This is a genomic window from Dyella tabacisoli (assembly GCF_003350925.1).
GTDB classification, from domain to species: Bacteria; Pseudomonadota; Gammaproteobacteria; order Xanthomonadales; family Rhodanobacteraceae; genus Dyella_C; species Dyella_C tabacisoli.
Genome location: NZ_KZ857173.1, coordinates 428,249 through 454,955, shown reverse-complemented (window position 1 = coordinate 454,955; position 26,707 = coordinate 428,249). Strand labels below are relative to the sequence as shown.

14 protein-coding genes and 2 pseudogenes are annotated in these 26,707 nt (G+C 61.2%); 6 read left to right on the top strand and 10 right to left on the bottom strand.

Going from position 1 to position 26,707, the window contains the following annotated elements:
* Position 1: 1 nt before the first annotated feature.
* From mtnC to DVJ77_RS01745, 3 genes are read right to left on the bottom strand one after another with little or no spacing between them, the layout of a single operon-like run.
* Entirely contained in the window at positions 2-688 is a 687-nt protein-coding gene (gene mtnC, locus DVJ77_RS01755; RefSeq protein WP_114843726.1) for an acireductone synthase, read from the bottom strand.
* 56 nt (positions 689-744) lie between these two features.
* The gene (locus DVJ77_RS01750; protein WP_114843725.1) at positions 745-1,314 is read right to left on the bottom strand and encodes a 1,2-dihydroxy-3-keto-5-methylthiopentene dioxygenase; all 570 of its coding nucleotides are present in this window, start codon (positions 1,312-1,314) and stop codon (positions 745-747) included.
* On the bottom strand, positions 1,311-1,958 hold the full coding sequence (locus DVJ77_RS01745; protein ID WP_114843724.1) for a methylthioribulose 1-phosphate dehydratase: 648 nt from the start codon (positions 1,956-1,958) through the stop codon (positions 1,311-1,313). Before DVJ77_RS01745 ends, DVJ77_RS01750 begins: the two co-directional genes overlap by 4 nt.
* Positions 1,959-2,143: 185 nt before the next feature.
* On the opposite strand from DVJ77_RS01745, the gene DVJ77_RS01740 reads away from it, so the two are divergent.
* Complete coding sequence (locus DVJ77_RS01740; protein ID WP_114843723.1) at positions 2,144-2,473, top strand: high-potential iron-sulfur protein; 330 nt, start codon at positions 2,144-2,146, stop codon at positions 2,471-2,473.
* Between the two features lie 535 nt (positions 2,474-3,008).
* On the opposite strand, the gene DVJ77_RS01735 is transcribed toward DVJ77_RS01740, so the two are convergent.
* Positions 3,009-4,469 carry an amino acid permease gene (locus DVJ77_RS01735; protein WP_114843722.1) on the bottom strand — a complete coding sequence of 487 codons (1,461 nt, stop codon included), beginning with the start codon at positions 4,467-4,469 and terminating at the stop codon, positions 3,009-3,011.
* A gap of 97 nt (positions 4,470-4,566) precedes the next feature.
* Entirely contained in the window at positions 4,567-6,054 is a 1,488-nt protein-coding gene (locus DVJ77_RS01730; RefSeq protein ID WP_114843721.1) for an amino acid permease, read from the bottom strand.
* A 296-nt stretch (positions 6,055-6,350) separates the two neighbouring features.
* Between DVJ77_RS01730 and DVJ77_RS01725 the strand changes: the two genes are divergently transcribed.
* Positions 6,351-6,884: an NUDIX hydrolase gene (locus tag DVJ77_RS01725; RefSeq protein ID WP_191983651.1), complete on the top strand. Its 534-nt coding sequence runs from the start codon at positions 6,351-6,353 to the stop codon at positions 6,882-6,884.
* A 13-nt stretch (positions 6,885-6,897) separates the two neighbouring features.
* Here DVJ77_RS01725 and DVJ77_RS01720 read toward each other — a convergent pair whose 3' ends face one another.
* From DVJ77_RS01720 to DVJ77_RS01700, 5 genes are all read right to left on the bottom strand, one after another.
* Positions 6,898-7,437 (bottom strand): 3-hydroxyanthranilate 3,4-dioxygenase, encoded by a 540-nt coding sequence (locus DVJ77_RS01720; RefSeq protein ID WP_114843720.1) that lies wholly within the window; start codon positions 7,435-7,437, stop codon positions 6,898-6,900.
* Positions 7,438-7,454: 17 nt separating this feature from the next.
* Positions 7,455-9,344 (bottom strand): DNA topoisomerase IV subunit B, encoded by a 1,890-nt coding sequence (gene parE / locus DVJ77_RS01715; RefSeq protein ID WP_114843719.1) that lies wholly within the window; start codon positions 9,342-9,344, stop codon positions 7,455-7,457.
* A complete protein-coding gene (locus DVJ77_RS01710; protein WP_225427718.1) occupies positions 9,341-10,555 on the bottom strand; it encodes a CHASE2 domain-containing protein in 1,215 nt (404 codons plus the stop codon). Before DVJ77_RS01710 ends, parE begins: the two co-directional genes overlap by 4 nt.
* Before the next feature lie 105 nt (positions 10,556-10,660).
* Positions 10,661-12,319, bottom strand: a complete 1,659-nt coding sequence (locus DVJ77_RS01705) for a FecR domain-containing protein (RefSeq protein ID WP_162791322.1) — start codon at positions 12,317-12,319, stop codon at positions 10,661-10,663.
* A 261-nt stretch (positions 12,320-12,580) separates the two neighbouring features.
* Positions 12,581-15,463 (bottom strand): ATP-binding protein, encoded by a 2,883-nt coding sequence (locus DVJ77_RS01700; protein ID WP_114843717.1) that lies wholly within the window; start codon positions 15,461-15,463, stop codon positions 12,581-12,583.
* A 364-nt stretch (positions 15,464-15,827) separates the two neighbouring features.
* Here DVJ77_RS01700 and DVJ77_RS01695 point away from each other — a divergent pair, with 364 nt between their 5' ends.
* The 4 genes and pseudogenes from DVJ77_RS01695 (at position 15,828) to DVJ77_RS21660 (ending at position 26,671) form a co-directional block, all read left to right on the top strand.
* A complete protein-coding gene (locus DVJ77_RS01695) occupies positions 15,828-16,490 on the top strand; it encodes a response regulator (protein ID WP_114843716.1) in 663 nt (220 codons plus the stop codon).
* Between the two features lie 557 nt (positions 16,491-17,047).
* A pseudogene (locus tag DVJ77_RS21670) lies at positions 17,048-22,891 on the top strand (beta strand repeat-containing protein); the annotation flags it as partial.
* A 114-nt stretch (positions 22,892-23,005) separates the two neighbouring features.
* Positions 23,006-23,170, top strand: a pseudogene (locus DVJ77_RS21665) (hypothetical protein); the annotation flags it as partial.
* 6 nt (positions 23,171-23,176) lie between these two features.
* Positions 23,177-26,671, top strand: a complete 3,495-nt coding sequence (locus tag DVJ77_RS21660; protein ID WP_425480310.1) for a YadA family autotransporter adhesin — start codon at positions 23,177-23,179, stop codon at positions 26,669-26,671.
* Positions 26,672-26,707 lie beyond the last annotated feature (36 nt).

Sequence of the window (26,707 nt, the reverse complement as noted above, 5' to 3'; positions counted from 1 at the left end):
GTCAGAGTTCGATGGCGTCGAAGTCGGCATAGGCCGGGTGCGTCGGTTGTGCCGGGATCGCCAATGGCGGGCGTAACAGCCAGCCGGTACGGAAGCCGGCCGCTCGTGCGGCATCGAGTTCTTCCACGATGTCGGACAGGAACAGGATATGCCCAGGCTGTTCGCCGATGGCCTCGGCAATCTGCTCATATGACCGGCGTTCGCGCTTGGGGCCAGTTTCGGTATCGAAATAGCCGGCAAACATGGGGCTCAGATCGCCCGCTTCGCTGTAATGGAAGAACAGCTTCTGCGCGGGCACCGAGCCGGAGGAGTACACATAAAGATGCAGGCCGTCCGCTCGCCAGGCGTGCAGGCGAGCGGCGACTTCGGGGTACATATGCGCGCGGTAGTCGCCGTTTTCATAGCCGACCTTCCAGATCATGCCCTGCAAGGCCTTGAGCGCGGTGGATTTGCGGTCTTCGTCGATCCAGCGCAGCAGTAGTTCAATGATTTCTTGCCGGCTGGCTTCGACAATACCCGCCTCTTTTGCCGCTTCGTGCAACCAATGCTGCATATCGGGTTGATCGGCATGGGTCTCGACATAGGCGGGCAAGCGCTTGCGCGCGTATGGAAACAGCACGTCTTTGACGAAACTGATCGAGCTGGTGGTGCCCTCGATATCGGTGACGATGGCGCGGATGACAGTCATGGGTTTTGCCGTGAGACGAATACGGCAAGCTTACCCGCCGCGCCAAATGGCGCAAGTCAGGCGTCGAGCGGCGCCGACAGCCGTGGCGTCATGCGCGGAAAATGCTGGGCGATGTCCTCGCCGGTGAATTGCGCCACCCAGCCTTCTTTGTTGGTAAACAGCCGAATCGCCACGAAATAGGGGGCCTCGCTCATGTCGAACCAGTGACGGGTGCCATCGGGTACGCCAATCAGGTCACCTTGCTCGCACAGCACTTCGTAGACCTTGCCTTCGATGTGCAGGGTGAACTGGCCGGCACCGGCCACGAAGAAGCGCACCTCGTCTTCGCTGTGAACGTGCTCATTGAGGAATTTCTGACGCAGCGTGGCGCGATCGGGATGATCGGGCTTCAGGCTGATGACGTCGACAGTCTGGTAGCCCTCCGCGGCCATCAGCCGGTCGATGTCAGCCCGATAGGCCGCGATGACTTCGTCCTGGCTGGCGCCTGGCGCCACCGGTTGGCTGGCTTCCCATTGCTCGAAACGGATGCCTGCCTTGCCCAGCTCGCTGGCGATGTCGGCATGCGCGGTATGTACCGATAATGGCGCTTCGGGGTGAGTGTCTTTGTAAATACGTAGACGGCTCATGCGGATAATCTCCTCAGGTCCAATTCGCAGCCCAGCAGAAATTCCAGGGCTTCCAGATGTCGGCGGGTTTCGGCCATGTCGCGGCCCCAGGTATAGATGCCGTGACCATCGATCAGATAAGCATGCAAGGGTTTGCCGGCATCCAGCCATGCATCCACCTGGGCGACCAGCTCGGGCATGTGCTGGGTGTTGGGAAATACCGGTATCAGCAATTCGCTGTCATGGGTGGTTTGCCCGGCGATGGCTTTCTGCAGCTCCCAGCCTTGCAGCCGAACGGCGCCTTCTTTGGCGAACAGGCGAGAGGCGACGCTTTGTGTACGTGAGTGAGTGTGCAGCACCACATTCATTGCCGGCCAGCGGCGATAGATCTGCGTATGCAGCTCGGTCTCGGCACTAGGGCGGGCCGATGTGCCCACTGCATGGCCCTGCATGTCTACCAGCATGATGTCGTCGCGGCCCAGATGGCCTTTGTCGCGGCCGGAAATGGTAATCGCCGCATGCTCGGCATCCAGCCGCATCGAGAAATTGCTGCTGGTTGCCGGTGTCCAGCCGGACGCCGCCAGCTCAGCGGCGGCTTGTGCAATGGCATCGGCACGTTCGGCGAACAGCGCGGGGGGAATTGTTGGGGGAATAATCTGATTCATGATGGGTTGCACATGTGCAAATGGACGTCCAAATGATGGGCGACTATAACACGCCGTAAAATCCGGGCTGAACAGTATGTCTATGGAATGCGAGCCATTCTCGCCGGGGCTGGCGCAGCGGGCGTACCATGCGGCCAGGTTCGCCGCAGGGTGCGGTGAGCAGATCCATGACGGAGGTTTTGCCAATGTCGCATGACGAAAATATTGAATCGCGTCGCCGCTTTCTCAAGGTAGCGGTCGGCACGACGGCCGCGGTTGTCGCTATCGGTGGGCTGCCGCGTTTTGCGCGCGCCGCTGATCTGCCGCATGTGGCCGAATCCGACCCGACCGCCAAGGCGCTTGGTTATGTCGAGGATGCCGGCAGGGGCGGTGCCAAGCGTAAAGCCGGCGACGTCTGCAGCAATTGTCAGTTTTACACCGGCGGTCCAAGCGGCTATGGCCCTTGCCAGTTGTTTCCGGGTAAGTCGGTAAACGCGAAGGGCTGGTGTGTGTCGCACGCGGCAAAGAAAGCTTAAGTCGGCGCACTTATAACGTTATGCAGTGTTGCGAAGGTCGGCCTTGTGCCGGCCTTTTTTGTGGGCGTGGCCTGGTTGCTGATGGCGCGGAAAATTTTTTGCCGGAAGCCTTTGAGTCGCGGCGCATCTCCGATAGCAAGAGCAAAGCTGTCGCGATAAGAGGCACGCTTTCGTCGGCGATCCGATGCCGAGTGATGTCGATATGCGCGAGAGGAGGGAGTGCAAAGAAGAGGCGGGAAAAGATGCTGCCCAGGCGCGTCAGACTGAGGAACGGTGGTCTGACGCGCCGGGCGGCAATCCGGGGCCCACTGCCAAGTGATCTACCCACGGACTGAAGATCATACTCTGGTTGGGTCGGCGGGGACCATGACAGCGGCGAAATTTTAAAATAATTATTTGTTAAAATTGTTATAAATCATGTAGTTATAACAATATCATGAGTCTTCGACTTTGGTTTAAGGCGAAATGAAGCCAAAAGTCACATATCGATTTTCGACGAAGTTAGGCGCTGTTTCGTGCTTTTCGGCGAAGCTGATTAAGAGCGTGCCGTCGGGGGCGCCTGTCGGAGTCGTAACCGGCTATGCCGCCGACCGTAGCCGAAATAGATAAACAGGCCCACGACCGTCCAGCCGATCATCAGCGCCCAATTGAACCAGGCCATGGTCGATAGCAGGGCAAGACAACTGAGTACGCCTGCGCTGCAGACAAACCAGGCGGCCGGTACGCGAAACAGTCGCGGCAGCTCCGGCGCGGTGTAGCGCAGAATCAGCACGCCGGCGCAGACGGCTACGAAGGCGATCAGGGTGCCCATGGAAGTGAGGTCGGCGAGCAAGTCGAGCGGGAAAATCGCTGCGAGTACACCGATGCCGGCACCGGTAATTAAAGTATTGAGATGTGGCGTGCGGTAGCGCGGATGGATGCGATTGAACACGGGCGGCAGCAAGCCATCGCGCGACATAATCATAAAAATGCGTGGCTGAGCGATGATCATCACTAGGATCACCGAAGACAGGCCGATCAGCGCGCCGACCTCCACGACCAGTCGCAGCCAACCCAGTTCGGGATGCGCTCTTATCGCTGTCACGACAGGCTCGTTGGTGCCTAGCTCGGTATAGGGAATCAGGCCGGTCAATACGGCGGCCATAGCCAGGTACAGCACCGTGCAGATCACCAGTGAAACCAGCGTGCCGAATGGCAAGTCCTTCTGCGGGTTCTTGCATTCTTGTGCTGCGGTAGACGTGGCTTCAAAGCCGATATAGGCAAAGAACACCATGGCGGCACCGCGCATGACACCAGACCAGCCGTACTTGCCGGGGCCGTCCGACGGCGGCACGAAGGGGTGCCAGTTAGCCGGGTCTATATAACGATAGCCGGCAACCACTACCACCACGATCAGGCCGACTTTGAGTATCACCATCAATACGTTGATACCGGCCGACTCGCGGATACCGACGTAGCACAACCAGGTCAGTGCCATCACGATGGCGACCGCCGGCAGGTTCATCAAATGCCCGGTAGTTACAAGGTGACCATCGGTATAAGCCAGTGGCGCGGCAGTTAAGGAGGCCGGTAGGTGGATGCCTACGTGATCTAGCAGGCTGGTGAAGTAGCCGGTCCAGCTCGCCGCCACTGCCGAGGCGGAGATGCCGTATTCCAGCACCATGTTCCAGCCGATAAACCAGGCGACTACTTCGCCCAAAGTGGCATAAGCGTAGGAGTACGAGCTGCCGGAGATCGGTATCAAGGTAGCGAACTCGGCATAGCACAGTGCCGTGAAGCCGCTGCAGATGGCCGCCAGCATGAACGAGATAAGCACCGCGGGGCCGGCGTGTTCCGCCGCGGCCTGGCCGGTGACCACGAAGATGCCGGTGCCGATCACCGCGCCGATCCCCAGGGCAGTGACGCCCCATGGGCCGAGCGTGCGACGCAGGGCGGGGCCGTGGCTGTCGTCGGCGTCGCTGAAATCGGTCTTGCGGGCAAAGAGCTGCTTAAGCATGTTTAAACCTGGGTATTGCGTCGACAGGGCGATGGAGCGTCGCCGTACAACCGGAGCGTCAGGGCCGGCACAAGGCCGGCCCTGACAGCGACGATGGTTAGGTGGTTTGCTTGCGCAACTTGCTATGCGTATAGCCGTAGCCGAAATAGATCACCTGGCCGATCGCGATCCAGGCCAGCATCCAGCGCCAATGCTCGATGAAGGACATCAGGAACAGCGCCATGCAGGCCAGCGCACCCAGCGGGCAGACCAGCCACGGCAGGCGCACGCGGAATGCACGCGGCAACTCAGGGCGGGTATAGCGCAAGACCAGTACGCCGATGCAGACCGTGGCGAAGGCGAGCAGGGTACCCATAGCGACCATTTCGCCCAGCACGCCGATGTTGAACATGCCACCGAGCACGGCCGCCAGGACGCCGACGACGACGGTGCCGACGTGCGGGGTGCGGAACTTTTTGTGGATCCTGCCGAACACGGCAGGAATCAGACCGTCACGCGCCATCGAATAGAAGATGCGCGGCTGGCCCATCATCATCACCAGAATCACCGAACTCAAGCCGGTAACCGCACCGACCACCACGATGGCCTGCAGCCAGCGGAGTTGCGGGTAGCTGTCCAGTGCCGTCGCGACCGGCTCAGGGGTGTTGAGCAAACGGAAGTCGGCGATGCCGGTAAGAATAGCGGCCACGATGATGTACAGAATCGTGCAGAAGATCAGCGAGCCCATGATGCCGATAGGCATATCGCGCTGCGGATTCTTGGCCTCTGCCGCTGCAGTGGATACCGCATCGAAGCCGATATACGAGAAGAACACGATGGCCGCCGCGCGGCCTACGCCGCCCCAGCCGTATTTGGAGCCGCCTTCGTTGACCGGGATGAAGGGGTGCCAATTATCCGGGTTGACGTATTTCGCCGCGAATGCGATGAACAACAAAATCACCGTGACCTTGATCGCCACGATGATCGAGTTGACGAAGGCCGATTGCGTAATGCCGACATAGCACAAGCCGGTGATGGCCGCGATGATCGCCACCGCCGGTAGATTGATGAGCATGCCGGTAGCGCGGATGTGGCCTTCAACGACTTCGAAAGGCGCTGCCGCCAATGCCGCCGGTAGCGAGACATCGTGACCGATCCATCCGCTTATCAACAAAAGCAGTTTGTTGAAATAGCCGGACCAGCCAGCCGCCACGGTGGCTACGGTAAACAAATATTCCAGCACCAGACTCCAGCCGACGAACCAGGCGACGTATTCGCCCAGGGTCGCGTAGGAGTACGAGTACGCGCTGCCGGACACCGGAATCATCGCGGCGAATTCGGCGTAACACAGTGCGGCCAGTGCGCAGGCAATGCCGGCCAGCACGAAGCTGAGCACGATGGCCGGACCCGCATGCTGCGCGGCGGCTTGTCCGGTGATAACGAAAATGCCGGCGCCGATGATCGCGCCGACACCGAGCAATACCAGGTGGCGAGCGCTCAATGCGCGTTTGAGAGTCGCTTCGCCATGCGGACCCTGAGCCGGCTCCCCGCCGCCAGGTTGTGGCATGGCATCAATCGAATGTGTTGCAAACAAGTTCTTCAACATGTTGGTCCCTTACCCCCGAAATGTCGCACTTGCAAGTGAAGACAGTAACGCACGCCATGCCCGGTGTGGCCGGTGCTTCTAGACGTAACGACGCACCTTATCCCAGCGGAGCGCGGCCGTACAAGCTGCACTGCGGGTAATACGGGCTGCCGGCGCGGTCTGAAGGAAGTTTCGACGCACTCGTTCTGCGTGCATTTTTGGAAAATAACGCCTGCTGTGATTTGCGACATGGCAAATACAAAAAGATAATGACGCCGCCAGAGCTGTGCTCTATGTCTAATCCGATTCCAAGACCCATGACCTTGCATGCAGAGCTTCATCATTACGCGGTGCGCTGGCCGAACGAGGCTGATACTGCGGCGTTTTTTCGTTTTCTGGATGAGACGCCGCGCGCGTTCGAGCGCACGCATCTCGCCGCGCATTTCACCGGTTCGGCCTGGTTGGTCAGCGCCGATGGTGAGCGCGTGCTACTGACGCATCACCGTAAATTGCAGCGTTGGCTGCAATTGGGCGGACATGCCGATGGCGATGCCGATCTCGCGCAGGTCGCGTTGCGCGAGGCTGAGGAGGAATCGGGTCTTACGGATCTGCAGGTCGAGCAGAAGGTGTTCGATCTGGATCGGCACTGGATTCCCGAGCGTGGCAATGAGCCTGGTCACTGGCATTACGATGTGCGTTATGTGGTACGCGCTACCGGCAGTGAGGCGTTTGCGATCAGCGAAGAGTCGCTGGCTTTGGCATGGAAGCCGATTCGCCAGTTGGCCGACGACCCGCACACCGACGACTCATTGCGGCGAATGGCAGGCAAGTGGCTGATGCGTAGCGCGTAATTTAAAGAGGTTCTCAGGGTGTTTGCGTAAGCGCGGTATATCGCTCGGGCGCGGGATTCAAATGCCCGCAAGCGGTGCAGGTGCGCGCTTCGCGCGAGCGGTAAAAACGTTCGAACACGGGCGGAAAATCACGCTCGATGCTGTCGAGGATAAAGTATTCCTCGTACAGCTTATGGTTGCAGTGCTCGCAGAACCACAGCAGCCCATCCTTTTCATGCGGCAGGCGGCGGCGCTCGATCACCAGGCCGATCGACTCGGGCATGCGCTGCGGCGAGTGCGGTACGCGTGGCGGCAAGTAAAACATTTCGCCGGCGCGGATCGGAATATCGCGAGCCTGACCATCGTCTTGCACCTTCAGCACCATTTCGCCTTCGAGTTGGTAGAAATACTCGGGGCCTTCGTCGAAATGGTAGTCGGTGCGGGCGTTGGGGCCACCGACAATCATCACGATGAAATCGCCGTCGACGATGCATTTGTTGCCCACCGGGGGCTTGAGCAAATGACGGTGTTCGTCGATCCAGCGTTGCAGGTTAAGTGGTGCGGTCAGAGCCATGAGTACTCCGGGTACGTTTAGACCTCTAGCGTGGCCAGATCGCCTTTTTCTTCCAGCCAGGCTTTGCGATCGCTGGCGCGCTTCTTCGCCAACAGCATATCCATCAGCTTGGCGGTGCTGTCGCCATCGTCGACGGTGAGTTGAACCAGCCGGCGCGTATCGGGATGGATGGTCGATTCGCGTAGCTGCGGCGGGTTCATCTCGCCCAGGCCTTTAAAGCGAGTGGTGCTGATCTGGCCTTTCATTTTCTCGCGTTCGATCCGCTGCAGCATCGCTGCTTTTTCGTTTTCGTCGAGGCAGTAGAACACTTGCTTGCCTACATCGACGCGGAATAGCGGTGGCATGGCGACGAATACGTGGCCTTCGCGCACGAGAGAGGGAAAGTGGCGCAGGAACAGCGCGCAGAGCAAGGTGGCGATATGCAGGCCGTCGGAGTCGGCGTCGGCAAGGATAATCACCTTGCCGTAGCGCAGGCTGCTGAGGTCGTCCTTGCCTGGATCGCAGCCGATCGCGATGGCGAGGTTATGTACTTCTTCCGAAGCCAGCACCGAGGTCGATTCAACCTCCCAGGTGTTGAGGATCTTGCCGCGCAGCGGCAGGATCGCCTGAAACTCTTTGTCGCGCGCTTGCTTGGCGCTGCCACCGGCGGAGTCGCCCTCGACCAGGAACAGTTCGGTGCGGGTCAGGTCCGTGGCGGTGCAGTCGGCGAGCTTGCCGGGCAGGGCCGGGCCCTGGGTGATCTTTTTACGGATGACTTGCTTGGCGGCCTTGAGCCGCGCGCTGGCGCGCTCGATCGCCAGTTGGGCGATGCGCTCGCCAAGATCGACATGTTGATTCAGCCACAGGCTGAAAGCGTCATGGATAACGTTCTCGACCATGCCGGCGGCATTGCGCGAAGACAATCGCTCTTTGGTCTGGCCGGCGAACTGTGGATCTTGCAACTTGGCCGAGAGCACAAAGGCGAGCCGCTCCCAGACGTCTTCCGGCGCCAGCTTCACGCCGCGCGGCAGCAGATTGCGGATGTCGCAAAATTCGCGGATCGCGGTGGTCAGGCCGGTGCGTAAACCGTTGACATGGGTGCCGCCCTGCGCCGTAGGGATCAGGTTGACGTAGCTTTCTTGTACCAGGTCACCTTCAGGCAGCCAGGCCAGGGCGACTTCCAAGCCTTCGACGTCGCGTGCCATGTGATACACGAACAAGTCGTTCGGTAGCGCTTCGGCGCCATCCAGTTCGCCGCGCAAGTAGTCGCGCAGGCCGTCTTCGTAAAACCACTCGCAAACTTCGCCGCTGGCTTCATCGGTGAGCTTCACATTGAGGCCGGCGCAGAGTACGGCCTTGGCGCGCAACAGATGCTTCAGTTTGGATAGCGAGATTTTCGGTGAATCGAAGTATTTTGGGTCGGACCAGAAGTGCACGGTGGTGCCGGTGCGTTTCTTCGGCACGCTGCCGATCACTTCGAGTTCGCTGATGCGGTCGCCGTTGGCAAACACCATGCGGTATTCGTTGCCATCGCGGCGAATAGTGACTTCGACGCGGGTGGACAGCGCATTCACTACCGACACGCCGACGCCGTGCAAACCGCCGGAGAAGTTGTAGTTCTTGCCGTTGAACTTACCGCCGGCATGCAGCCGGGTCAGAATCAGTTCGACACCGGGGATGCCTTCCTCGGGGTGAATATCTACCGGCATGCCGCGGCCGTCGTCGCTGACTTCGACCGAGCCGTCGCTATGCACGATCACCTCGATGCTCTTGGCGTGGCCGGCCAGAGCTTCGTCTACCGAGTTGTCCACCACCTCTTGCGCCAGATGGTTCGGGCGGGTGGTGTCGGTATACATGCCTGGACGGCGTTTGACGGGGTCCAGGCCGGACAGGACTTCGATATCGGCGGCGTTGTAACGACTGCTCATGCTCTGGGGATATCAGTGGTACGAGGCGCCGCAGCATGGCGGTGCACGAGGGAAGGGTCAAGCGCATCGGCGGATAGTCGCCGCCACGACGCGAACAGGCCGAGGATGCCATAGCCGACGATAAGCAACAGCAGGCAGGCACTGGGCGGCCACCAGCGTGCAGGGCCGCGCAGCAGCAGCAAACTCAGCAGCAGCACGAGCCATCCGCAGATCAGCGCGGCCAGCCAGGGGCGTCGCAGCCCACGGACGCCATGCAGCAGCAGGGGCAGGGCCAGCATGAGGCCACCTAACAGCAGTTGGCTGGCAAAACTCAGTGGGGTGATGGCGAAGCCGCGCAGCAGCGATTCGAGGACGTTCGCCTGATACTCGACCCCCGGCATCAACGGCGTGTTGCGAGATGCCGGTGTGTTGATGGCGTCGCCGAGGCCTTCGGAGGTGGCGCCGATCAGCACCCAGCGCCCTTTCAACAGCGCTGCCGGCACGCGGTCGTTCAGCACATCGGTGTAGGAAACCCGGCCAAAACGGCCTCCGGGGCCGGCATAGCGCAGCAGCACATAGTTGTCGCGCATCCACAGATAGGGCGACTCGCTAGGTCTGTCGTTGCGCAACCCCGGCAATCTGTCCGATAGCTCCGGGGAGCCAAGCTGATACAGCGCCAGCGCAAATGAAGGCCAGTAGGGTCGGCCCAGGCCCGCTTTCAGATAAGCGCTGCGGACCAGGCCATCGGCATCCGCGGCTACATCGACATGACCCAATGCGGCAGCCGCTTGGGTGATGGCGGGCACCGGCATCATCTCTTCCAGCGGCCCGCCCAGTGCGGTGGGCTCGGCAAAGAGCGGCATCACGACATGACCGTTGCGCTTGATCGCCTGAGCCAGCGCCTGATCGTTCTCGGGATGCGTGGCGTCGGGTTCGGCGATGGTTACGTCCATACCCACGCCGCGCGCCCCGGCAGCGGTGAGGCGGTCGATCAAACGCGCGTGCAGCGAACGCGGCCATGGCCAGCGACCCAGCTCAGTCAGGCTCTTGGCGTCGATCGCTACGATCACTACGTCATCGCTAGGCAGGTATTGCCAATGGCGCAGATTGCGGTCGTACAGGGCATTGTCTACCGGCGTGCTGATACCACTGGCGAGCAGCATCGTGAGCATGCCGATGCCTACCAGCCAGATCAGGCAGCGCGTCAGTAGAGGAAAGACATCGAATGGCATCAGTTGATGTCAGCCGCTTCACGTCCTGTGCCGACGAGCAAGCATCGACGGCCATGTCGATGCTTTAGTGAATCGGGTCGTCGGCGCAAATACGTCATTGCACGATCACAGCAATAGCCAGAGCAGCACGGTACCGCCACCGGCCGCAGCTATGCGACAGGCGGCACATGGCAATTTGACGGTTTGAGTCGAACTCCACGGGCCGGCGTAGCCGTCGGTGTCGATGGTCTGCACGCGTACCAGCCATTTGCCTGAGCCGGGCCTGGGAATCTGCAGTTTGGGCTCGTCCACGGTTTGATCTACCGCAGGTTTGGCGAAATCGGCTGTGCGTGCCAACTGTACGCGGTAGTGCTGACCGGGAGCCCCCGGCTGCCAGCCGAGGCTGAGTTCGTGGCTCGAATGCTTGGGTGCATCAAGGGCCGGGGCGGGCGGTTCGGCGATCAGCTCGAATGGCAGCGGTGCGCTATACGGACCCAGCTTGCCGCTGTTATCCCGGCTGGCGATGCGCCAGTAGTAGTGGCCATAAGCCAGGTTTTGTGGCGCGCGTACGTTGCCGCTCTTGATCTGCGGCTGGTCGCTCAGCAGTTGAGAGAAATCTGCATCGGAGGCCAATTGCCAGGCGTACGAGGCGATCTCCTGGCTTTCGGTCCAGCGGAACGATGGCCGTGTATCGCGGACCTTGCTGTCTGATTGCGGCTCCAGCACCAGCGGTGGTTGCGGATGACCGTCGATGCGGATCGTGCAGACGGCATCCAGACCTTCAAGCTGATCTTCGTCGATACCGTGTATGCGCAAGGCGTAGTCACCGTCCGGCAGATCGGGCAAGAAGATCTTGGGCTCGTCGATTCGCCGGTCTTGGATGAGTACTTCAAAGCGCGCAGTGGGTGCCAACTGTGCGCGGTAGTGTTGCGCGCCTTGCTGCGCTGGCCATGCAAAAGCATAGGGTTGCTGGCGCAAGGGCTGCTCTGGGCAATGCAAGTTCGGCGCGGGTAGCAGCAGGTGATCCTTGCCGGGGCGGCTGCCGTCCGCAACTGCAACGCCATGGCCTTTATTCACCAACAGGTGTCCCTTGCCACCGGCCACATCGACCCGGCCCGTCAACACCTCGGCCTGTGATTGCTTGGTGCCGGCATCGGCGGCGATACGGAAATGGGTGCCGCGCACGCTGGAAATCGTACCGGGTGTCTCCACGCTGAAATGTGCGGCGGGGCCGCTGAGTGGAGTGACATCGTTGGATACGCGGCCATGTTGCAAACGCAGCCGGGTGTCGACCATGCCGGTCTGGCCGTAGGCGCTCATCTGGTCCAGATCGAGTTCGCTGTCACCGTGCATCAGCACGCGCGAACGATCGGCAAACTCCAGCGTAAGACTGGCATCCGGGCCTGTCGTCAAATGGGCGCCATAACCGAACGACATCGCCGGCTTCACGGCAATCGCTTGGGGCTGGCCCGGCAGCAGGGCATGCGCGTCGCCCATCACGGCCACGACACTGGCATGTGCCGGTTGCACGCGCAGCCAGTCGATCGGGATATGCAGGCTCATGCCAGGCGGCAGGTGGAGCGGGTCGGCAACCTGGTTGTATTCCTGCAGCTTTTGCCAGGGGATGCTGGGTTTCAGGTAACGACTGGAAAGATCCCAGATATTGTCGTTAGGCCGTACACGGTAGTTCCAATCGGTCGCTTGCGCCGCCAACGGCATCATGCCTGCGGCCCACAGCACGATGATCGACCACCGTGTGAGCATCGTGCTCCGTGACAGTTGCATCATCAACTCCTTCAGACTTGCGTCTTCTTTCTCTGAGATGAAACGCCCCTGGTCGCTTCATGGACAGCCGCAAGTCATTGACCTTGGTCCGGGGATCAACACATGTGGAGCTGTTGGATAGCTTGCCAATTTTGCTGCAGTGCGGCTGGCATTGCCAGCCGCGTATGAGTGAAACGGTGAAACAAGCACTTGTGAGCAGCCCTGTCAGGCCCTCTTGCTGGCTACTGTTGTAGCAAAACCGTGTGAACGTCTCGTCACGTGCTAGGGTTTGAGCGTGTCTAGCAGCCGATGCAAGGCCTCAATATAGGGCGGTAACTGTTGCAAATACGCTTTGCCCTGCTCGCCGTGCAATCGGCCCAGCCACTGCCGCCCCTCGTTGAGCATCGGGTCGTCACTGAACAACTGCAGTGCGCCCAGTATGCGGTGCAGTCGCTGTATGGCCTCGTGCGTGTCATCGGCAGACACGGCCTGCTGTAGATGATCCAGGTCGGTCTGTGTGCTCTCAATCAGTACCGGCAGCATGTCGTCACGCAGGCCGAGCAGGTCCGATTCGGGCGACCAGAAGTCCGTTGCGGCAGTATCGGCAAGGTCGGGCAGGGCGTCGCCGGCTGAGGGCCGGGGCATCCATAGCGCAAGCTTTTCCTCAAGCACTCGTAATTGCACGGGCTTGCTGATGTAGTCATCCATGCCTGCTTCGCGGCAGCGCTCCATCTCGCCGCTCAAGGCATTGGCCGTCATCGCGAGAATGGGCATACGTGTCTGTTTGCCGTCTTCGTCCTCGTATTGCCGCCAGGCGATAGCCAGCTCATAGCCGTTCATCACGGGCATCTGGCAATCGGTTATCAACATGGCGTAGTCGTCTTTCTGCAGTGCCTCGTAGGCCGCCTTGCCGGTACCGACGACGTCGCAGGACCAGCCGAGCAGCATCAATTGGCGACGTATCAGTTGCTGGCTGATGTGATGATCTTCGGCGATCAAAATGCGGCCATGGGTAGGCAGGTGCCGAAGGTGATCCCCTTCCAGTACGTCTGCGTCTGGATAATTGGGCATGACCTGGCGCACCGGTTGATGCAGCGGCTCCAGTGCGAGCATGCAGGTGCGCATCACTGCCTGCCACTTCAACGGATTGGCGTTAAGTATCAAACGACCGTTTCCACCGGCTGATTCGGTCGAGGTCGGCGTTCCCGCGCGCTCGCTTACTAGCACGGCCTGGGCCGCGACCTGGGACTGGCTGACATCGTCGTCCTCATCGAGAAACAAGATGTTGGCGGAGATGCCTGTGCGCAGGGTTTGCGATGGCGGGATCTGTTCGGTCGTCAGGCCCAGCGCGGTCAAGTAAGCGGTCAGCGCCATCGCGGTTTCGGTCGAACTCAGGCGCACGATGACATGGCGCCCGGCCAGGCCGGGCGGGGCGTCCACTTCGCGACGATCGACCGGCAGCCGCAACTCGACTGTAACGGTGGTACCCACGCCAAGCTGGCTGGTCAGCTCGATCGAGCCACCCATCAATTGAACCAGATGGCGGCAAATCGCCAAGCCCAGGCCGGTGCCGCCGTGGCGCCGGGTGGTCCAGGATTCCGCCTGGACGAAGGGAGTGAATAATCGCGCTTGCTTATCCTCGGCGATGCCGATGCCGGTGTCGGTCACGCTCAGCCGCAGTCGCTGATGGGTGCCGTTGTCTCCGAGTACGCGCAGTTTTACGGTGACGCCACCGTGTTCGGTGAACTTGCCCGCGTTGTTGAGCAGGTTCAGCAGAATCTGCCGAATCCTCACGCTATCGCCATTCAAACGGTCAGCAAGTGCGGCGTCGACGGCGACCTGAATGCGCAGCCCTTTCTTATGCATATGCGCCGCCATCATGCTGACGACGTTGTCGATCAGCGTACGGGCATTGAACGGCTCGTTGTCCAGGCGTAGATCGCCCGCTTCGATCTTGGAAAAATCCAGGACATCGTTGAGTACTTGCAACAGCACGCCGGCGGAATCTTCAACCGCATGCAGCAGTTCGTGCTGCTCATCGTTCAGCTCGGTGTGGCTCAACAATTCGAGCATGCCGATGACGCCATTCATCGGTGTGCGGATTTCGTGACTCATCGTGGCGAGGAAGTCAGCCTTCGCCTTGGACGCTCGTTCGGCGGCATCGCGGGCGGCGCGCAAGGCATCGTTATGTGTGTTGATGCGGGTGGTGTCGATGAAATAACCGGTCCATTGCACACTACCGTCGGCCAAGGCCTGCGGCGCCATGGCAAGGTGAATCCAGCGCAATCCCTCTTCACCGTAGGCGCGAAAATCCAGCGACTGGGCTTGCGGGCGCTGCCTGGCGCCACGAATCACTTGCTTGAGTTGATCCCTGTCTTCGGGATGGATCCGGTCCTGGAACGGCCAGTCATGCAAGACATTGTCGGTTTCTACAAGATCGCGCTGGTCCAGGCCGAACAGTGCGCGCAAGTCGCCGGCAAGAAAGGTCAGCCGGCGCAGCCGATCCAAGCCTCGATTAACAATAAAAATCACTACCGGAATGTGTTGCGTGACCTCGCGCAGGTTCTGTTCGCTGGCGCGGGCATGCTGGGCGATTTCGCGATAAGTGGTGATATCGAGCAGGCTGCTTATCGAACCGCTGACGCTGCCATCCGCGCGATGGACCGGGCGGTCAATCCAGAGCCCGAACTTCGGCTGACCCTCGTCATCCAGATAGGCCAGTTCGGTGCGGTACTCGCGATCGGCACGTACCGCTTCGAGGCTGAATTCGTGCAACTGCTGATGGGTGAGCGGCGCGCCATCGGGGCCGGACAGCCGATGGTCGGGTAGTTCCAGGCTGGTCTTGCCGATGGCTGTCGCGGCGCCTATGCCCAATTCGCGTTGACAGGCGTGGTTTACCCGTAGGTAGGCGCCATCCTGATCCTTGATGATGATCGGCATGGGCAAGGCATCGAGCCAAGCGCGAAGCGTGGCCTCCTGGGCGAGCAGATGCAGGCTGGCGCGGGTTGCTTTGCTCCGTTCCCGATAGGCCAGCCATAGCACCAGCAGCGCAAGCGAGGCCGTTACGGTAAGCAGGGCCGCCAGGGTAATCACGGCCAGCGAGGTCGGCAGCGCTCCAAGGTCGATTCGCGCCAGCAGGGTTCCGATCATCACATTAATGGCCATAGAGCCTGTTCAATAGCTTTTGGAGTGGTGCGGGGCTGGATCTGATCGCAGGCCAGACCATGAAGGGCGAGAGAGTGTATGTCGATATACGGCCGGTTGACGACGCAGGACTGTGGGCCGATTTGCAAAAGCCCGATTTGCCAAAGCCATCGGAAAGTAAGCTGGTCCAGTACGGCCGCGTTCAGCGGTTACGCCAGGCGTCAGCAACCCCAATGGTATGCTTGCGCCCGACCGATGGCTTCGGTGTAGGGTTGAGCCATCCAGGCAAATCACAAACTTATGTCATGGAGCAGGGCGATTCTGGACGTGAGTGCTGGATGCGCTAGCGATCAGATCAGTGAGACAACGGGGACACCTAAAACCGATGCGGATCATTGTTGCCGATGACCATCCGGTGATCTTGATGGGGATCAAAGCTCTATTTGCGAGTTTTGGTAACACCTATGAGTTTGTCGGCGAAGCGCACAACGGTCGCGACTTATTGGCGTTGCTCGCCGCGCAGCCCTGCGATTTGCTCATTACCGATTTCTCGATGCCGGACGAGCAAGGCTCCAGCGATGGCCTGCCACTGCTCAAGCGGCTGCGTCGCGACTATCCCGAGCTGCCGATCATCATTTTGACCATGGTGCATAACCCGAGCCTGATTAGCGGCATGCTTGCCGCGGGCGCACGCGGTGTCGTGGACAAGGCATCGATGACCAGGGAGCTGCTGCAGGCTATTCAAACCGTGCTCAGCGGCCGTACTCATTTGAGCGAGCAGATGCGCGCCGAAATAGCGGATCTACGCGCCTCTCATGGTGACGCCGACACGCATGTGGCCCTGGCCGATGGCGGTGGTTTGTCCAAACGCGAGGCCGAAGTGGTGCGTCTTTACGCCAGCGGCCACTCGGTCACCCAGATTGCCGAACAACTGCATCGCAGCGTCAAGACGGTCAGTCAGCAAAAAAACGACGCCATGCGCAAGCTGGGCCTCAAGAGCAACAGCCAGCTCTACGAATACGCGCGCAACTACGGCCTGGTTTCCTAGGTCTGGTTTCCTACGCCCGATTTGCCGGGCCCGATTTACCAGGCCTGATTTACCAGGCTTTATTTCCTGATTTGTAAGGGTTTCCCGACCCCGGCTCTGCTAAGAGCCGGGGCGATTCGCCTTGCGCGCTCAGATAACGGCGCGCTGATTTTTAGGAATCGTCTGATGCCCCTCGGCTGGGCGGTCGCACACAATTCACCCAACAAAACGTGATGTGCATCTCACTAATGCGGGCTTCTAGTCGCAGAACCACCGAGATGGCACACGTTGAAGTTTTTCCACACACCAAGGGAGTGGGGTGTGTTGGCGAATTGACGCCAACGGCAGGCGACGCCTCCCCCTGAGCTGTCGTCTGCTGGGGATTTAAATGTAAAGCACGGGCATAGAGACCGAGCAGGGACCACCTAGCTTGAAGCGTGTGGCGCACAGCCACTGCACCGGATGCATATCGCTACTGAGCAACGCCAGCCGCCCCCTTTTGGGGGCGGATCGGTAGGTGCGTGCCTGAATTTCTCTCCATCCCCTGCTCCATGTCCAGGTGATGAGAGGTAGCGAACATGAATAAGATCTTCAGTAAGGTGTGGAACAAGGCGCTAGGGCAACTGGTAGTGGCTTCAGAGCTTGCCAGCAACCAAGGTGACAGCACCCATCATGCAGCATCGTCACGTACGTTTCCGAAACTGACCGCATTGGCTTATGCCATCGCATTGATGGCGGCAGGTGTGCTCATTCCATCCGTCAGCACCGCCAATACCGTGGCCTGGAATCCCACAGGAAACTTCACCAGTTGCACGACGGGTGCGAGTTCGGCCGCATCCATGGCAGGCCTCGACGGCATTGCTCGGGCCGCTGAAACGGATGCGAAGGACGGCAGCGGTACCTATTCAATGGTGGGCGGCTGCTCGGCCAATGCCAACAATAATTTGGCTGCGACCATCTGGGGCGCATTTGCCACGGTAACGGGCTCGGGTGGCACCGCTACCGGTTTCGGTGCATCGGCAGGTCTGCGAGCCTCGGCTTATGGGACCGACTCGCTGGCGACTGGCGACTCCTCGTTTGCCGGTGGATTCAAAGCCAGCGCGTATGGCAATGGTTCGATCGCGCTAGGGGCCAGTGCGGTGGCGGGCGTCAACGGCACACCGGCCACGGCCAACGATATCGCGCTGGGCAATGGTGCGCAGGCGACTGGCGGCAACTCGATTGCCCAAGGTACGGGCGCGACCGCCAATGCGGCAGGCGCGGTGGCGATCGGTCAGACAGCCACTGCCACGGGCGGCAAAGCCGTGTCGATCGGCGTTGGCAATACCGCCAACGGTGACGGCGCAGTGGCTATCGGTGACCCCAACGTGGCGACTGGCGTCGGTGCGGTGGCCTTGGGTGCGAACAATACGGCCAATGGCCAGGGTGCTGCCGCGATCGGTAACACCAATGTAGCTACCGGGCAGGGTTCGGTGGCGATGGGCAATACCAGCCAGGCAAATGCAGCCGGCTCTCTGGCGTTTGGCGATACCGCCGTCGCTGGTTCCTCCAATAGCATCGCGTTGGGTACCAAGGCCACAACCGTAGGCGTCTCTTCCATCGCGATCGGTAACGGCGCGAGGACCGCCGGCGGCGCGGCGGATATCAACTCCATCGCGATCGGTACCGGAGCGACCAGCTACGGGCAGAGCTTCGCGCTCGGCACCGGGGCAAATGCAGATCAAAGTGGCTTTACCCAGCAAGGCAGCGGTGTGGCGATTGGCGCGTTGGCTAACACCACGAACAATACGACGCGCGCAATCGCGCTCGGTGTCGGGGCAACAGTCGATAACGCGACGGCGGTCATCGACGCCGGCATGGCCTTGGGTGCGAGTGCCAAGGCTTCGGCTACCAACGCCATGGCGCTGGGGACGACGGCAAATGCCTACGGCAATAATTCCATCGCACAAGGCTTGAATGCCGTGGCTGGCGTGAATGGCACTCCGGCCACGGCTAACGATATCGCGCTGGGCAATGGCGCCCAGGCGACTGGCGGCAATTCCATTGCGCAAGGTGCCGGCGCCACGGCCAGTAATGCCAATAGCGTGGCTTTGGGCGCCGGCAGCGTTACGGCGGCACCTCATGCGGGGACTACCGCGTTGTACGGAGCCACGGCGGCCGGACCTGCCAGCGCAGCGAACGGCGTGGTATCGATAGGTGCCGCCGGCAAGGAGCGTCAGTTGCAGAACGTGGCGGCGGGTGTGATCTCGGCCGCCAGCACCGATGCGATCAATGGTTCACAGTTGAACTCGGTGGTTACCGGCGTCAACAACCTCGGCGCCTCGACGGCCGGCACGCTGGGCGGCGGCGCCAGCTATAGCGCCGCGACCGGCAACATCACGGGCTTCAGCCAGCCGATCAACGGTGTTAGCACCACCGGTGCAGTAACTGCTCCGACGGCGCAGACCACCGTAGCCGGTGCGCTGGGCGCGCTCAATAACAACATCAATAACACCGCCAATATCGCAGTGAAATACGACGCGGCGGGCGGCAACACCATCACCCTGGGTGCCACGGGCGGTGCCGGCGCACCAGCGGGCGGCGTGAAAATCACCAATCTGACCGCCGGCACGTTGAGCGCAGCCAGCACGGATGCGGTCAATGGTTCGCAGCTATTCGCCACGAACACGAATGTCACCAACGTCACCAACACCGTCAACAACATCAATAACGGCGCGGGCATCAAGTATTTCCACACCAATTCGGCCAAGGCCGATAGCAACGCGGCCGGCACGGACAGCGTCGCGGTAGGTCCGGTCGCCAACGCCTATGGCAACAATTCGATCGCGCAAGGTCTGAATGCGGTAGCTGGTGTGAATGGCACGCCGGTGACGGCCAACGACATCGCCTTGGGCAATGGCGCCAAAGCCACCGGTGGTAACTCGATCGCCCAGGGCACCGGTGCGATCGCCAGCACCAACAGCAGCGTCGCCATCGGTAATGGTGCGAAATCCAGTGGCGCGAATGGCGGTTCGGTGGCGATCGGTAACATCGCCAATGCCAGCGGTATCGGTGCGATCTCGATCAGCAACGTCGGGTCATTCGCGGCCAGTTCGACGGTTTCCGGCACCGATGCGATCGGCATCGGCAACGGTACGTCTGCTCTTGGCACCTCGTCGATCGCGTTCGGTTCGGCCGCCAGCACCACTGCGGCCGGAGGCTATGGCCTGGCCTTCGGCGACGGCTCGGCGTCCTCCGCGGCGCAGGGCATTGCGCTTGGCCGCCAGGCCAATGCCAGCACGGCTGACAGCATCGCCTTGGGCAGCTATTCCGCCGCAACGCGCGGTGCGTTGAGCGGCTATACCGGTTATGCCGTCGGCAGCAGCAACTCGGGCGGCGAGTTGAATATCGCCAACAATGGCGTCGGTCGCCAGATCACCGGTGTCGCCGCAGGCCGTGACGCCACGGATGCGGTCAACGTCAGCCAACTCAACCAGGTCGGCCAGAATGCGGCGACTTCGCTAGGCGGTGGCGCTACGCTGAATGCAGTGACCGGCGTGTATACCGCGCCGTCTTATGCCATCAACACCATCAGCGCGACTGGTGCGAACACGGGCACGACCGCCAACAGCAATGTGGGCGCGGCGCTCACGGCATTGAATACCGATGCCGTGAATACGGCTGCGATCGCGGTGAAATACGATGCTGTCGGTGGCAACACCATCACCCTGGGTGCCACGGGTGGTGCCGGTGCGCCGGCAGGTGGCGTGAAGATCACCAACCTGACTGCGGGTACGTTGAGTGCAGCCAGCACCGATGCGGTGAACGGTTCGCAGTTGTATGCGACCAACCAGCAGGTCGCGACCAACACCACCAATATCGCCGGCAACACCACCGCGATTACCAACCTGGGCAACCAGGTGAATAATGTCTACGCGACCGGCACCAAGTACTTCCATGCCAACTCCACTGGCACGGACAGCTCGGCGACCGGTGCGAACAGCGTGGCGATCGGCCAGAGTGCGGTAGCGACGAACGCCAACGACGTAGCATTGGGCTCGAACAGCACCACGACGGCAACGACCGCGGTCAGCGGTGCAACGATTGGCGGCACCGCTTACACGTTCGCCGGTGCGACGCCGACGGCAGCGTTGAGCGTGGGCGGACGTCAGATCCAGAACGTGGCGGCGGGTCAATTGAGCGGAACCAGTACCGATGCGGTCAACGGCTCGCAGTTGTTTGCCACCAACCAGCAAGTAACGACCAACTCGACCAGCATCACCAACTTGAATAACCAGGTTGCTTCGATCGATGCGCTGAACTGGGACCCGGCCGCTAACGGCGGCGCGGGTGCGTGGAACGCGAACCACAAGGGCAGCGGCCCGAACAAGATCACCAATGTGGCAGCGGGCACCTTGAGTGCTACCAGCACGGACGCAGTGAACGGCTCGCAGCTCAACGCGACCAACACCAACGTCACCAACAATACGACCGCAATAGCCGGCAACACCACGGCAATCGCCGGTAACACGACGTCGATCAACAATCTCAATAACGGCACGGCAGGCCTGGTGCAGCAGGCGGGCGGGATCAGCTCGAGCAATACCAATCCGATCACGGTGGGTGCGAATACCGGTGGCACTGCGGTGAGTTTCGCCAATGCCGGCGGCGGCACGCGCACGCTGACTAACGTCACAGCCGGCGCGCTCACCGCAACCAGTACCGACGCGGTGAACGGCTCGCAGTTGTTTGCGACCAACACCAACGTGACCAACCTGGGCAACACCGTCAACAACATCAATAACGGCGGTGGCATCAAGTACTTCCACACCAACTCTGCGTTGGCCGATTCGTCGGCCGGCGGTACCGATAGCGTGGCAGTAGGTCCGGCGGCGAAAGCTTACGGCAACAACTCGATCGCACAGGGCGCCAATGCCGTAGCGGGTGTCAGCGGTACGCCGGCGACGGCAAACAGCATCGCCATCGGCAATGCGGCCCAGGCGACCGGTGCCAGCAGTATTTCCGTAGGCAGCGGCAACGTAGTCAGCGGCGCCAACTCCGGTGCCTTCGGCGATCCGAGCACGGTGACCGGAGCGGGTTCGTATTCGTTCGGCAATAACAACACCATCAAGGCGAACAACGCCTTCGTATTAGGCAGTGGCGTGACCATCGGTACCGGCCTGGACGGCTCGGTGGCGCTTGGTAATGCCAGCACCGTGGCGGCGGCCAATCCGACGGCCTCGGGCACCATCAATGGCACCACGTACAACTATGCCGGCACCGCGCCCAGTAGCGTGGTGAGTGTCGGTGCGGCGGGCAGCGAACGGCAGGTTACCAACGTGGCGGCGGGCCGGGTCAGCGGCACCAGCACAGACGCGATTAACGGCTCGCAGTTGTTCGCGACCAATCAGGCGATCAGCAACATCTCCGGTGGCGGTGGCGTGAAGTATTTTCATGCCAATTCGGCGGCGGCAGACAGCCAGGCAATAGGTGCCGAATCCGTGGCGGTGGGACCGAAATCGGTGGCCAACGGCGCATCGTCGATGGCCATGGGCAACAACAGCGTGAGCAACGATGCGAACAGCATCGCGCTCGGTATCAATACGCAAACCACCGGTACCAGCAGTGTCGCCATCGGCGATTCATCGAAGACCAACGGCGTCAACAGCGTGGCTATCGGCGCCAATACCCAAGCCACTGCGACCAGTTCGTTCGCGGCGGGCGATAGCGCGCAGGCCACCGCGGCCAATGCTACCGCGGTGGGCGCCAACACTCGTGCGCTGGGCGTAAGCAGCTTCGCCGCGGGCGATGGGGCTGCGGCCAATGGCGCCAACGGCATCGCCATTGGCGCGAGTGCGGTGACGGCGGCGGTCGACGACGCGGTCGCGATCGGCAAGAAGACGCTCGCAAGCGGCGCCGATGCGATCGCTATCGGCGGCAATATCAATACCGGCGCTCAAGCCACGGGGGCGAGTGCTATCGCCCTGGGTGCGATGAGCTCAGCCTCGCAGGCCAATGCGGTCGCACTCGGTCAGGGCGCCACCGCTGGCAACGCGAACGACGTAGCCTTGGGCGCAGGCTCGACTACGGCAACAGCGGTAGGCACGGCCAGCGCCAGCATTAATGGCGCGACGTACAACTTTGCCGGCACCGCACCGACGTCGACAGTGAGCGTGGGTAATGCGGGCAATGAGCGCACGATCACCAACGTAGCGGCAGGGCGCTTGAGCGCGATCAGCACCGACGCGGTGAACGGCAGCCAGTTGTTTGCGACCAACAGTGCGGTCACCAGCCTGGGTACCACAGTCAACAACATCAACAACGGTGCCGGCATCAAATATTTTCATGCCAATTCGACCGGTGCGGATTCAACCGCCACCGGTGCGAATAGCGTGGCGATCGGCCAGAGCGCGGTGGCGACGAACGCCAACGATGTTGCACTAGGTGCGAACAGCGCAACGACCGCCACGACCGCTGTCGGCGGCGCGACAATTGGCGGTACCGCTTACACGTTCGCCGGTGCGACTCCAACAGCAGCGTTGAGCGTGGGTGGGCGTCAGATCCAGAACGTGGCAGCCGGTCAGTTGAGCGGCACCAGCACCGATGCGGTGAACGGCTCGCAGTTGTATGCGACCAACCAGCAGGTCACGAGCAACACGACGGCGATTACCAACAACACAACTGCAATCGCGGGCAATACCACGTCGATCACCAACCTGGGCAACCAGGTGAACAATGTCTATGCGACTGGCACCAAATACTTCCATGCCAACTCCACTGGCACGGACAGCACGGCGACCGGTGCGAACAGCGTGGCGATCGGCCAGAGTGCGGTGGCGACGAACGCCAACGACGTAGCACTGGGTTCGAACAGCGCCACGACAGCAACGACCGCCGTCAGCGGCGCAACGATTGGCGGTACCGCTTACACGTTCGCCGGTGCGACGCCGACGGCAGCGTTGAGCGTGGGCGGCCGTCAGATCCAGAACGTGGCGGCGGGTCAGTTGAGTGGTACCAGCACCGATGCGGTCAACGGTTCGCAGTTGTTTGCCACCAATCAGCAAGTGACGGCCAACTCAACCAGCATCACCAACTTGAACAATCAGGTGGGCTCGATTGATGCGTTGAATTGGGATCCGGCAGCTAATAGCGGCGCGGGTGCGTGGAACGCGAACCACAAGGGCAGCGGCCCGAACAAGATCACCAATGTAGCGGCGGGTACCTTGAGCGCTACCAGCACGGATGCGGTGAACGGTTCGCAGCTCAATACCACCAACACCAACGTCACCAACAACACGGCGGCGATCGCTGGCAACACGACGTCGATCACTAACCTGGGCAACCAGGTAAACAACATCTATGCCACCGGCACCAAGTATTTCCATGCCAATTCGACTGGCGCGGATTCGACCGCGACCGGCGCAGACAGCGTGGCGATCGGCCAGAGTGCGGTAGCGACGAACGCGAACGACGTGGCATTGGGTTCAAACAGCACCACGACGGCAACGACCGTAGTCAGTGGCGCAACGATTGGCGGCACCGCTTACACGTTCGCCGGTGCGACGCCGACGGCAGCGTTGAGCGTGGGCGGCCGTCAGATCCAGAACGTGGCGGCGGGTCAGTTGAGTGGCACCAGCACCGATGCGGTCAATGGCTCGCAGTTGTTTGCCACCAACCAGCAAGTAACGGCCAACTCGACCAGCATCACCAACTTGAACAATCAGGTGGGCTCGATTGATGCGTTGAATTGGGATCCGGCGGCTAACGGCGGTGCGGGTGCGTGGAATGCCAACCACAAGGGGAGCGGCCCGAACAAGATCACCAATGTAGCGGCGGGTACCTTGAGCGCTACCAGCACGGATGCGGTGAACGGTTCGCAGCTCAATACCACCAACACCAACGTCACTAACGTGACCAACACCGTCAACAATATCGATGCCAAGGGCACCAAGTATTTTCACGCCAACAGCACCGGCACTGACAGCAGCCCGGTTGGCGTCGACAGCGTGGCGATCGGTACGGCGGCAACGGCCAGCAACGCCAACGATGTAGCTTTGGGTGCGGGTTCGATTACTGCGGCAGCCGTAGCTACCGCTGGCGATACCATCAACGGCACGAGCTACAGCTATGCCGGCAGCGCGCCGACTTCGACCGTCAGCGTGGGCAGTGCGGGCAACGAGCGCACCATTACCCATGTCGCAGCGGGCCGCGTCAGCGCCGCCAGCACCGATGCGGTGAATGGCAGTCAGTTGTTTGCAACCAATAGCGCAGTTAACAGCTTGGGTACGACGGTCAATAACATCAATAACGGCGCGGGTATCAAATACTTCCACGCCAATTCGAGCCTGGCCGATGCCTCGGCAACCGGCACGGATGCGACGGCCTCAGGGGCGCTGGCGGTGGCTTCGGCGACTAGCGCTTCGGCCTATGGCAAGAGTGCGACGGCTTCGGGAAATAGCTCGGTGGCTGTAGGTGATGCGGCTACCGCATCTACTGACGATGCCGTAGCTATCGGCCACAACGCGACAGCGAATGGCGGCAAGTCGGTTTCGATCGGCTCGGGCAACACGGCGACGGGCGATGGCGCGGTAGCGATCGGCGACCCGAATACGGCAATCGGTACCGGTGCCGTGGCGATGGGCGCCAACAACACCGCGAACGGGCAGGGTGCCGTGGCGCTGGGCAATACCAGTGTTGCGACGGGCCAGGGCTCGGTAGCGTTGGGCAATGCATCGCAGGCGAAGGCGGCCGGCGCGCTTGCCTTCGGTGACAGTGCTGTAGCCAGCAATGCAGGCGATGTGGCGTTGGGTTCCGGCTCGGTGACCGCCGCGGTGCATACCGGTAACTATGCGATCGCTGGCGGTACGGCGGCAGCGACCGCGGCAACGTCGGTCGTGTCGATCGGTGCGGCTGGTGCGGAACGTCAATTGCAGAATGTGGCATCGGGCGTGTTGAGCGCGACCAGCACCGATGGTGTCAATGGTTCACAACTGTTTGCTACCAATACGGCGCTGACCAATCTGGGTAACACGGTCAACAACATCAACAATGGCGCTGGCATCAAATATTTCCACGCCAATTCGACGCTGGCCGATTCGTCGGCGACAGGTAGCAATAGTGTGGCGGTAGGCCCGCAGGCGGTTTCGAGTGGTGCCAACAGCGTGGCGATCGGTAATGCCGCCGCTGCGGCTAACGGCAACTCGGTAGCGCTGGGTGCCAATTCGACCACGTCGGCGGGGGCTGAAACGGCCTATACCGGCGCCTACAAAGCAGCCAATAGCAGCAGCTCGGTGGGCGAGGTTTCGGTGGGCTCGGCCGGCAATGCCCGCAAGATCACTAATGTGGCGGATGGTTCGGCACCGGCCGACGCGGTCAATGTCAGTCAGTTGCAGGCCGGCGTGAATAACGCGATCACGCAGGCGAACAGCTACACCGATCAGCAGGTGACTAATCTGATAAACACGGCCGGCCCGACCGAGTTCAAGTCCAACAGCAAGGGCGCACGCAGTCTCGGGCCGGATGCGGCGGGCCCCGACTCGGCGGCCGGCGGCGCCGGTTCGATTGCGTCGGGTAGCAACAGTACCGCGGTGGGTAACAACTCGACAGCGAGCGCGGATAACTCCGTGGCGATCGGTCAAGCCTCGGTCGCGGATCGTGCCAGCACGGTATCGGTGGGCTCAGTCGGTAACGAGCGGCAGATCACGAATGTCGCCGCCGGCTCGCAAAACACGGATGCCGTGAACGTGAGCCAGTTGAAAGCCTCGCAGACAGGCAGTGTGAGGTACGACACCAACGCGGACGGCACGGTCAACAACAGCAGCGTAACGTTGGGCAATGGCGGTGGCCCGACCACGATTCACAACGTGGCACCGGGTACGGCCACCTCCGATGCGGTCAATGTGGGGCAGCTCAATGCGGTGAAGGATTGGTCCAAGAGCTATACCGATCAGCGCTTCAACACCATCAACAGCAACCTCAACACGATCGGCAACCGGGCCAATGCCGGTGTCGCTTCGGCCATGGCGATGTCCAGCCTGCCGCAGGCTTACCAGCCTAATCAGAGTGCTGCCGCGGTGGCGGTGGGTAGCTTTCATGGCGAAACCGGTATCGCTATCGGCGTTTCGACCATCTCCGAGAGCGGGCGCTGGGTCTACAAACTCAACGCTACGTCGAACACTCGCGGCGACACGGGTGTGGGTGTGGGTGCGGCGATGGTCTGGTAATCGGTCTGTATCTGCGGCTGCGCAGTGCGGCTGCAG

Bases quoted from the DNA above. Each gene is read 5' to 3' on its own strand.
- DVJ77_RS01740 (WP_114843723.1), top strand. From the start codon at position 2,144: ATGTCGCATGACGAAAATATTGAATCGCGTCGCCGCTTTCTCAAGGTA.
- DVJ77_RS01745 (WP_114843724.1), bottom strand. From the start codon at position 1,958: ATGAATCAGATTATTCCCCCAACAATTCCCCCCGCGCTGTTCGCCGAA.
- DVJ77_RS01705 (WP_162791322.1), bottom strand. From the start codon at position 12,319: ATGCAACTGTCACGGAGCACGATGCTCACACGGTGGTCGATCATCGTG.
- DVJ77_RS01750 (WP_114843725.1), bottom strand. From the start codon at position 1,314: ATGAGCCGTCTACGTATTTACAAAGACACTCACCCCGAAGCGCCATTA.
- DVJ77_RS01695 (WP_114843716.1), top strand. From the start codon at position 15,828: ATGCGGATCATTGTTGCCGATGACCATCCGGTGATCTTGATGGGGATC.
- DVJ77_RS01725 (WP_191983651.1), top strand. From the start codon at position 6,351: ATGACCTTGCATGCAGAGCTTCATCATTACGCGGTGCGCTGGCCGAAC.
- DVJ77_RS01730 (WP_114843721.1), bottom strand. From the start codon at position 6,054: ATGTTGAAGAACTTGTTTGCAACACATTCGATTGATGCCATGCCACAA.
- DVJ77_RS01710 (WP_225427718.1), bottom strand. From the start codon at position 10,555: ATGCCATTCGATGTCTTTCCTCTACTGACGCGCTGCCTGATCTGGCTG.
- DVJ77_RS01735 (WP_114843722.1), bottom strand. From the start codon at position 4,469: ATGCTTAAGCAGCTCTTTGCCCGCAAGACCGATTTCAGCGACGCCGAC.
- DVJ77_RS01720 (WP_114843720.1), bottom strand. From the start codon at position 7,437: ATGGCTCTGACCGCACCACTTAACCTGCAACGCTGGATCGACGAACAC.
- mtnC (WP_114843726.1), bottom strand. From the start codon at position 688: ATGACTGTCATCCGCGCCATCGTCACCGATATCGAGGGCACCACCAGC.
- parE (WP_114843719.1), bottom strand. From the start codon at position 9,344: ATGAGCAGTCGTTACAACGCCGCCGATATCGAAGTCCTGTCCGGCCTG.
- DVJ77_RS01700 (WP_114843717.1), bottom strand. From the start codon at position 15,463: ATGGCCATTAATGTGATGATCGGAACCCTGCTGGCGCGAATCGACCTT.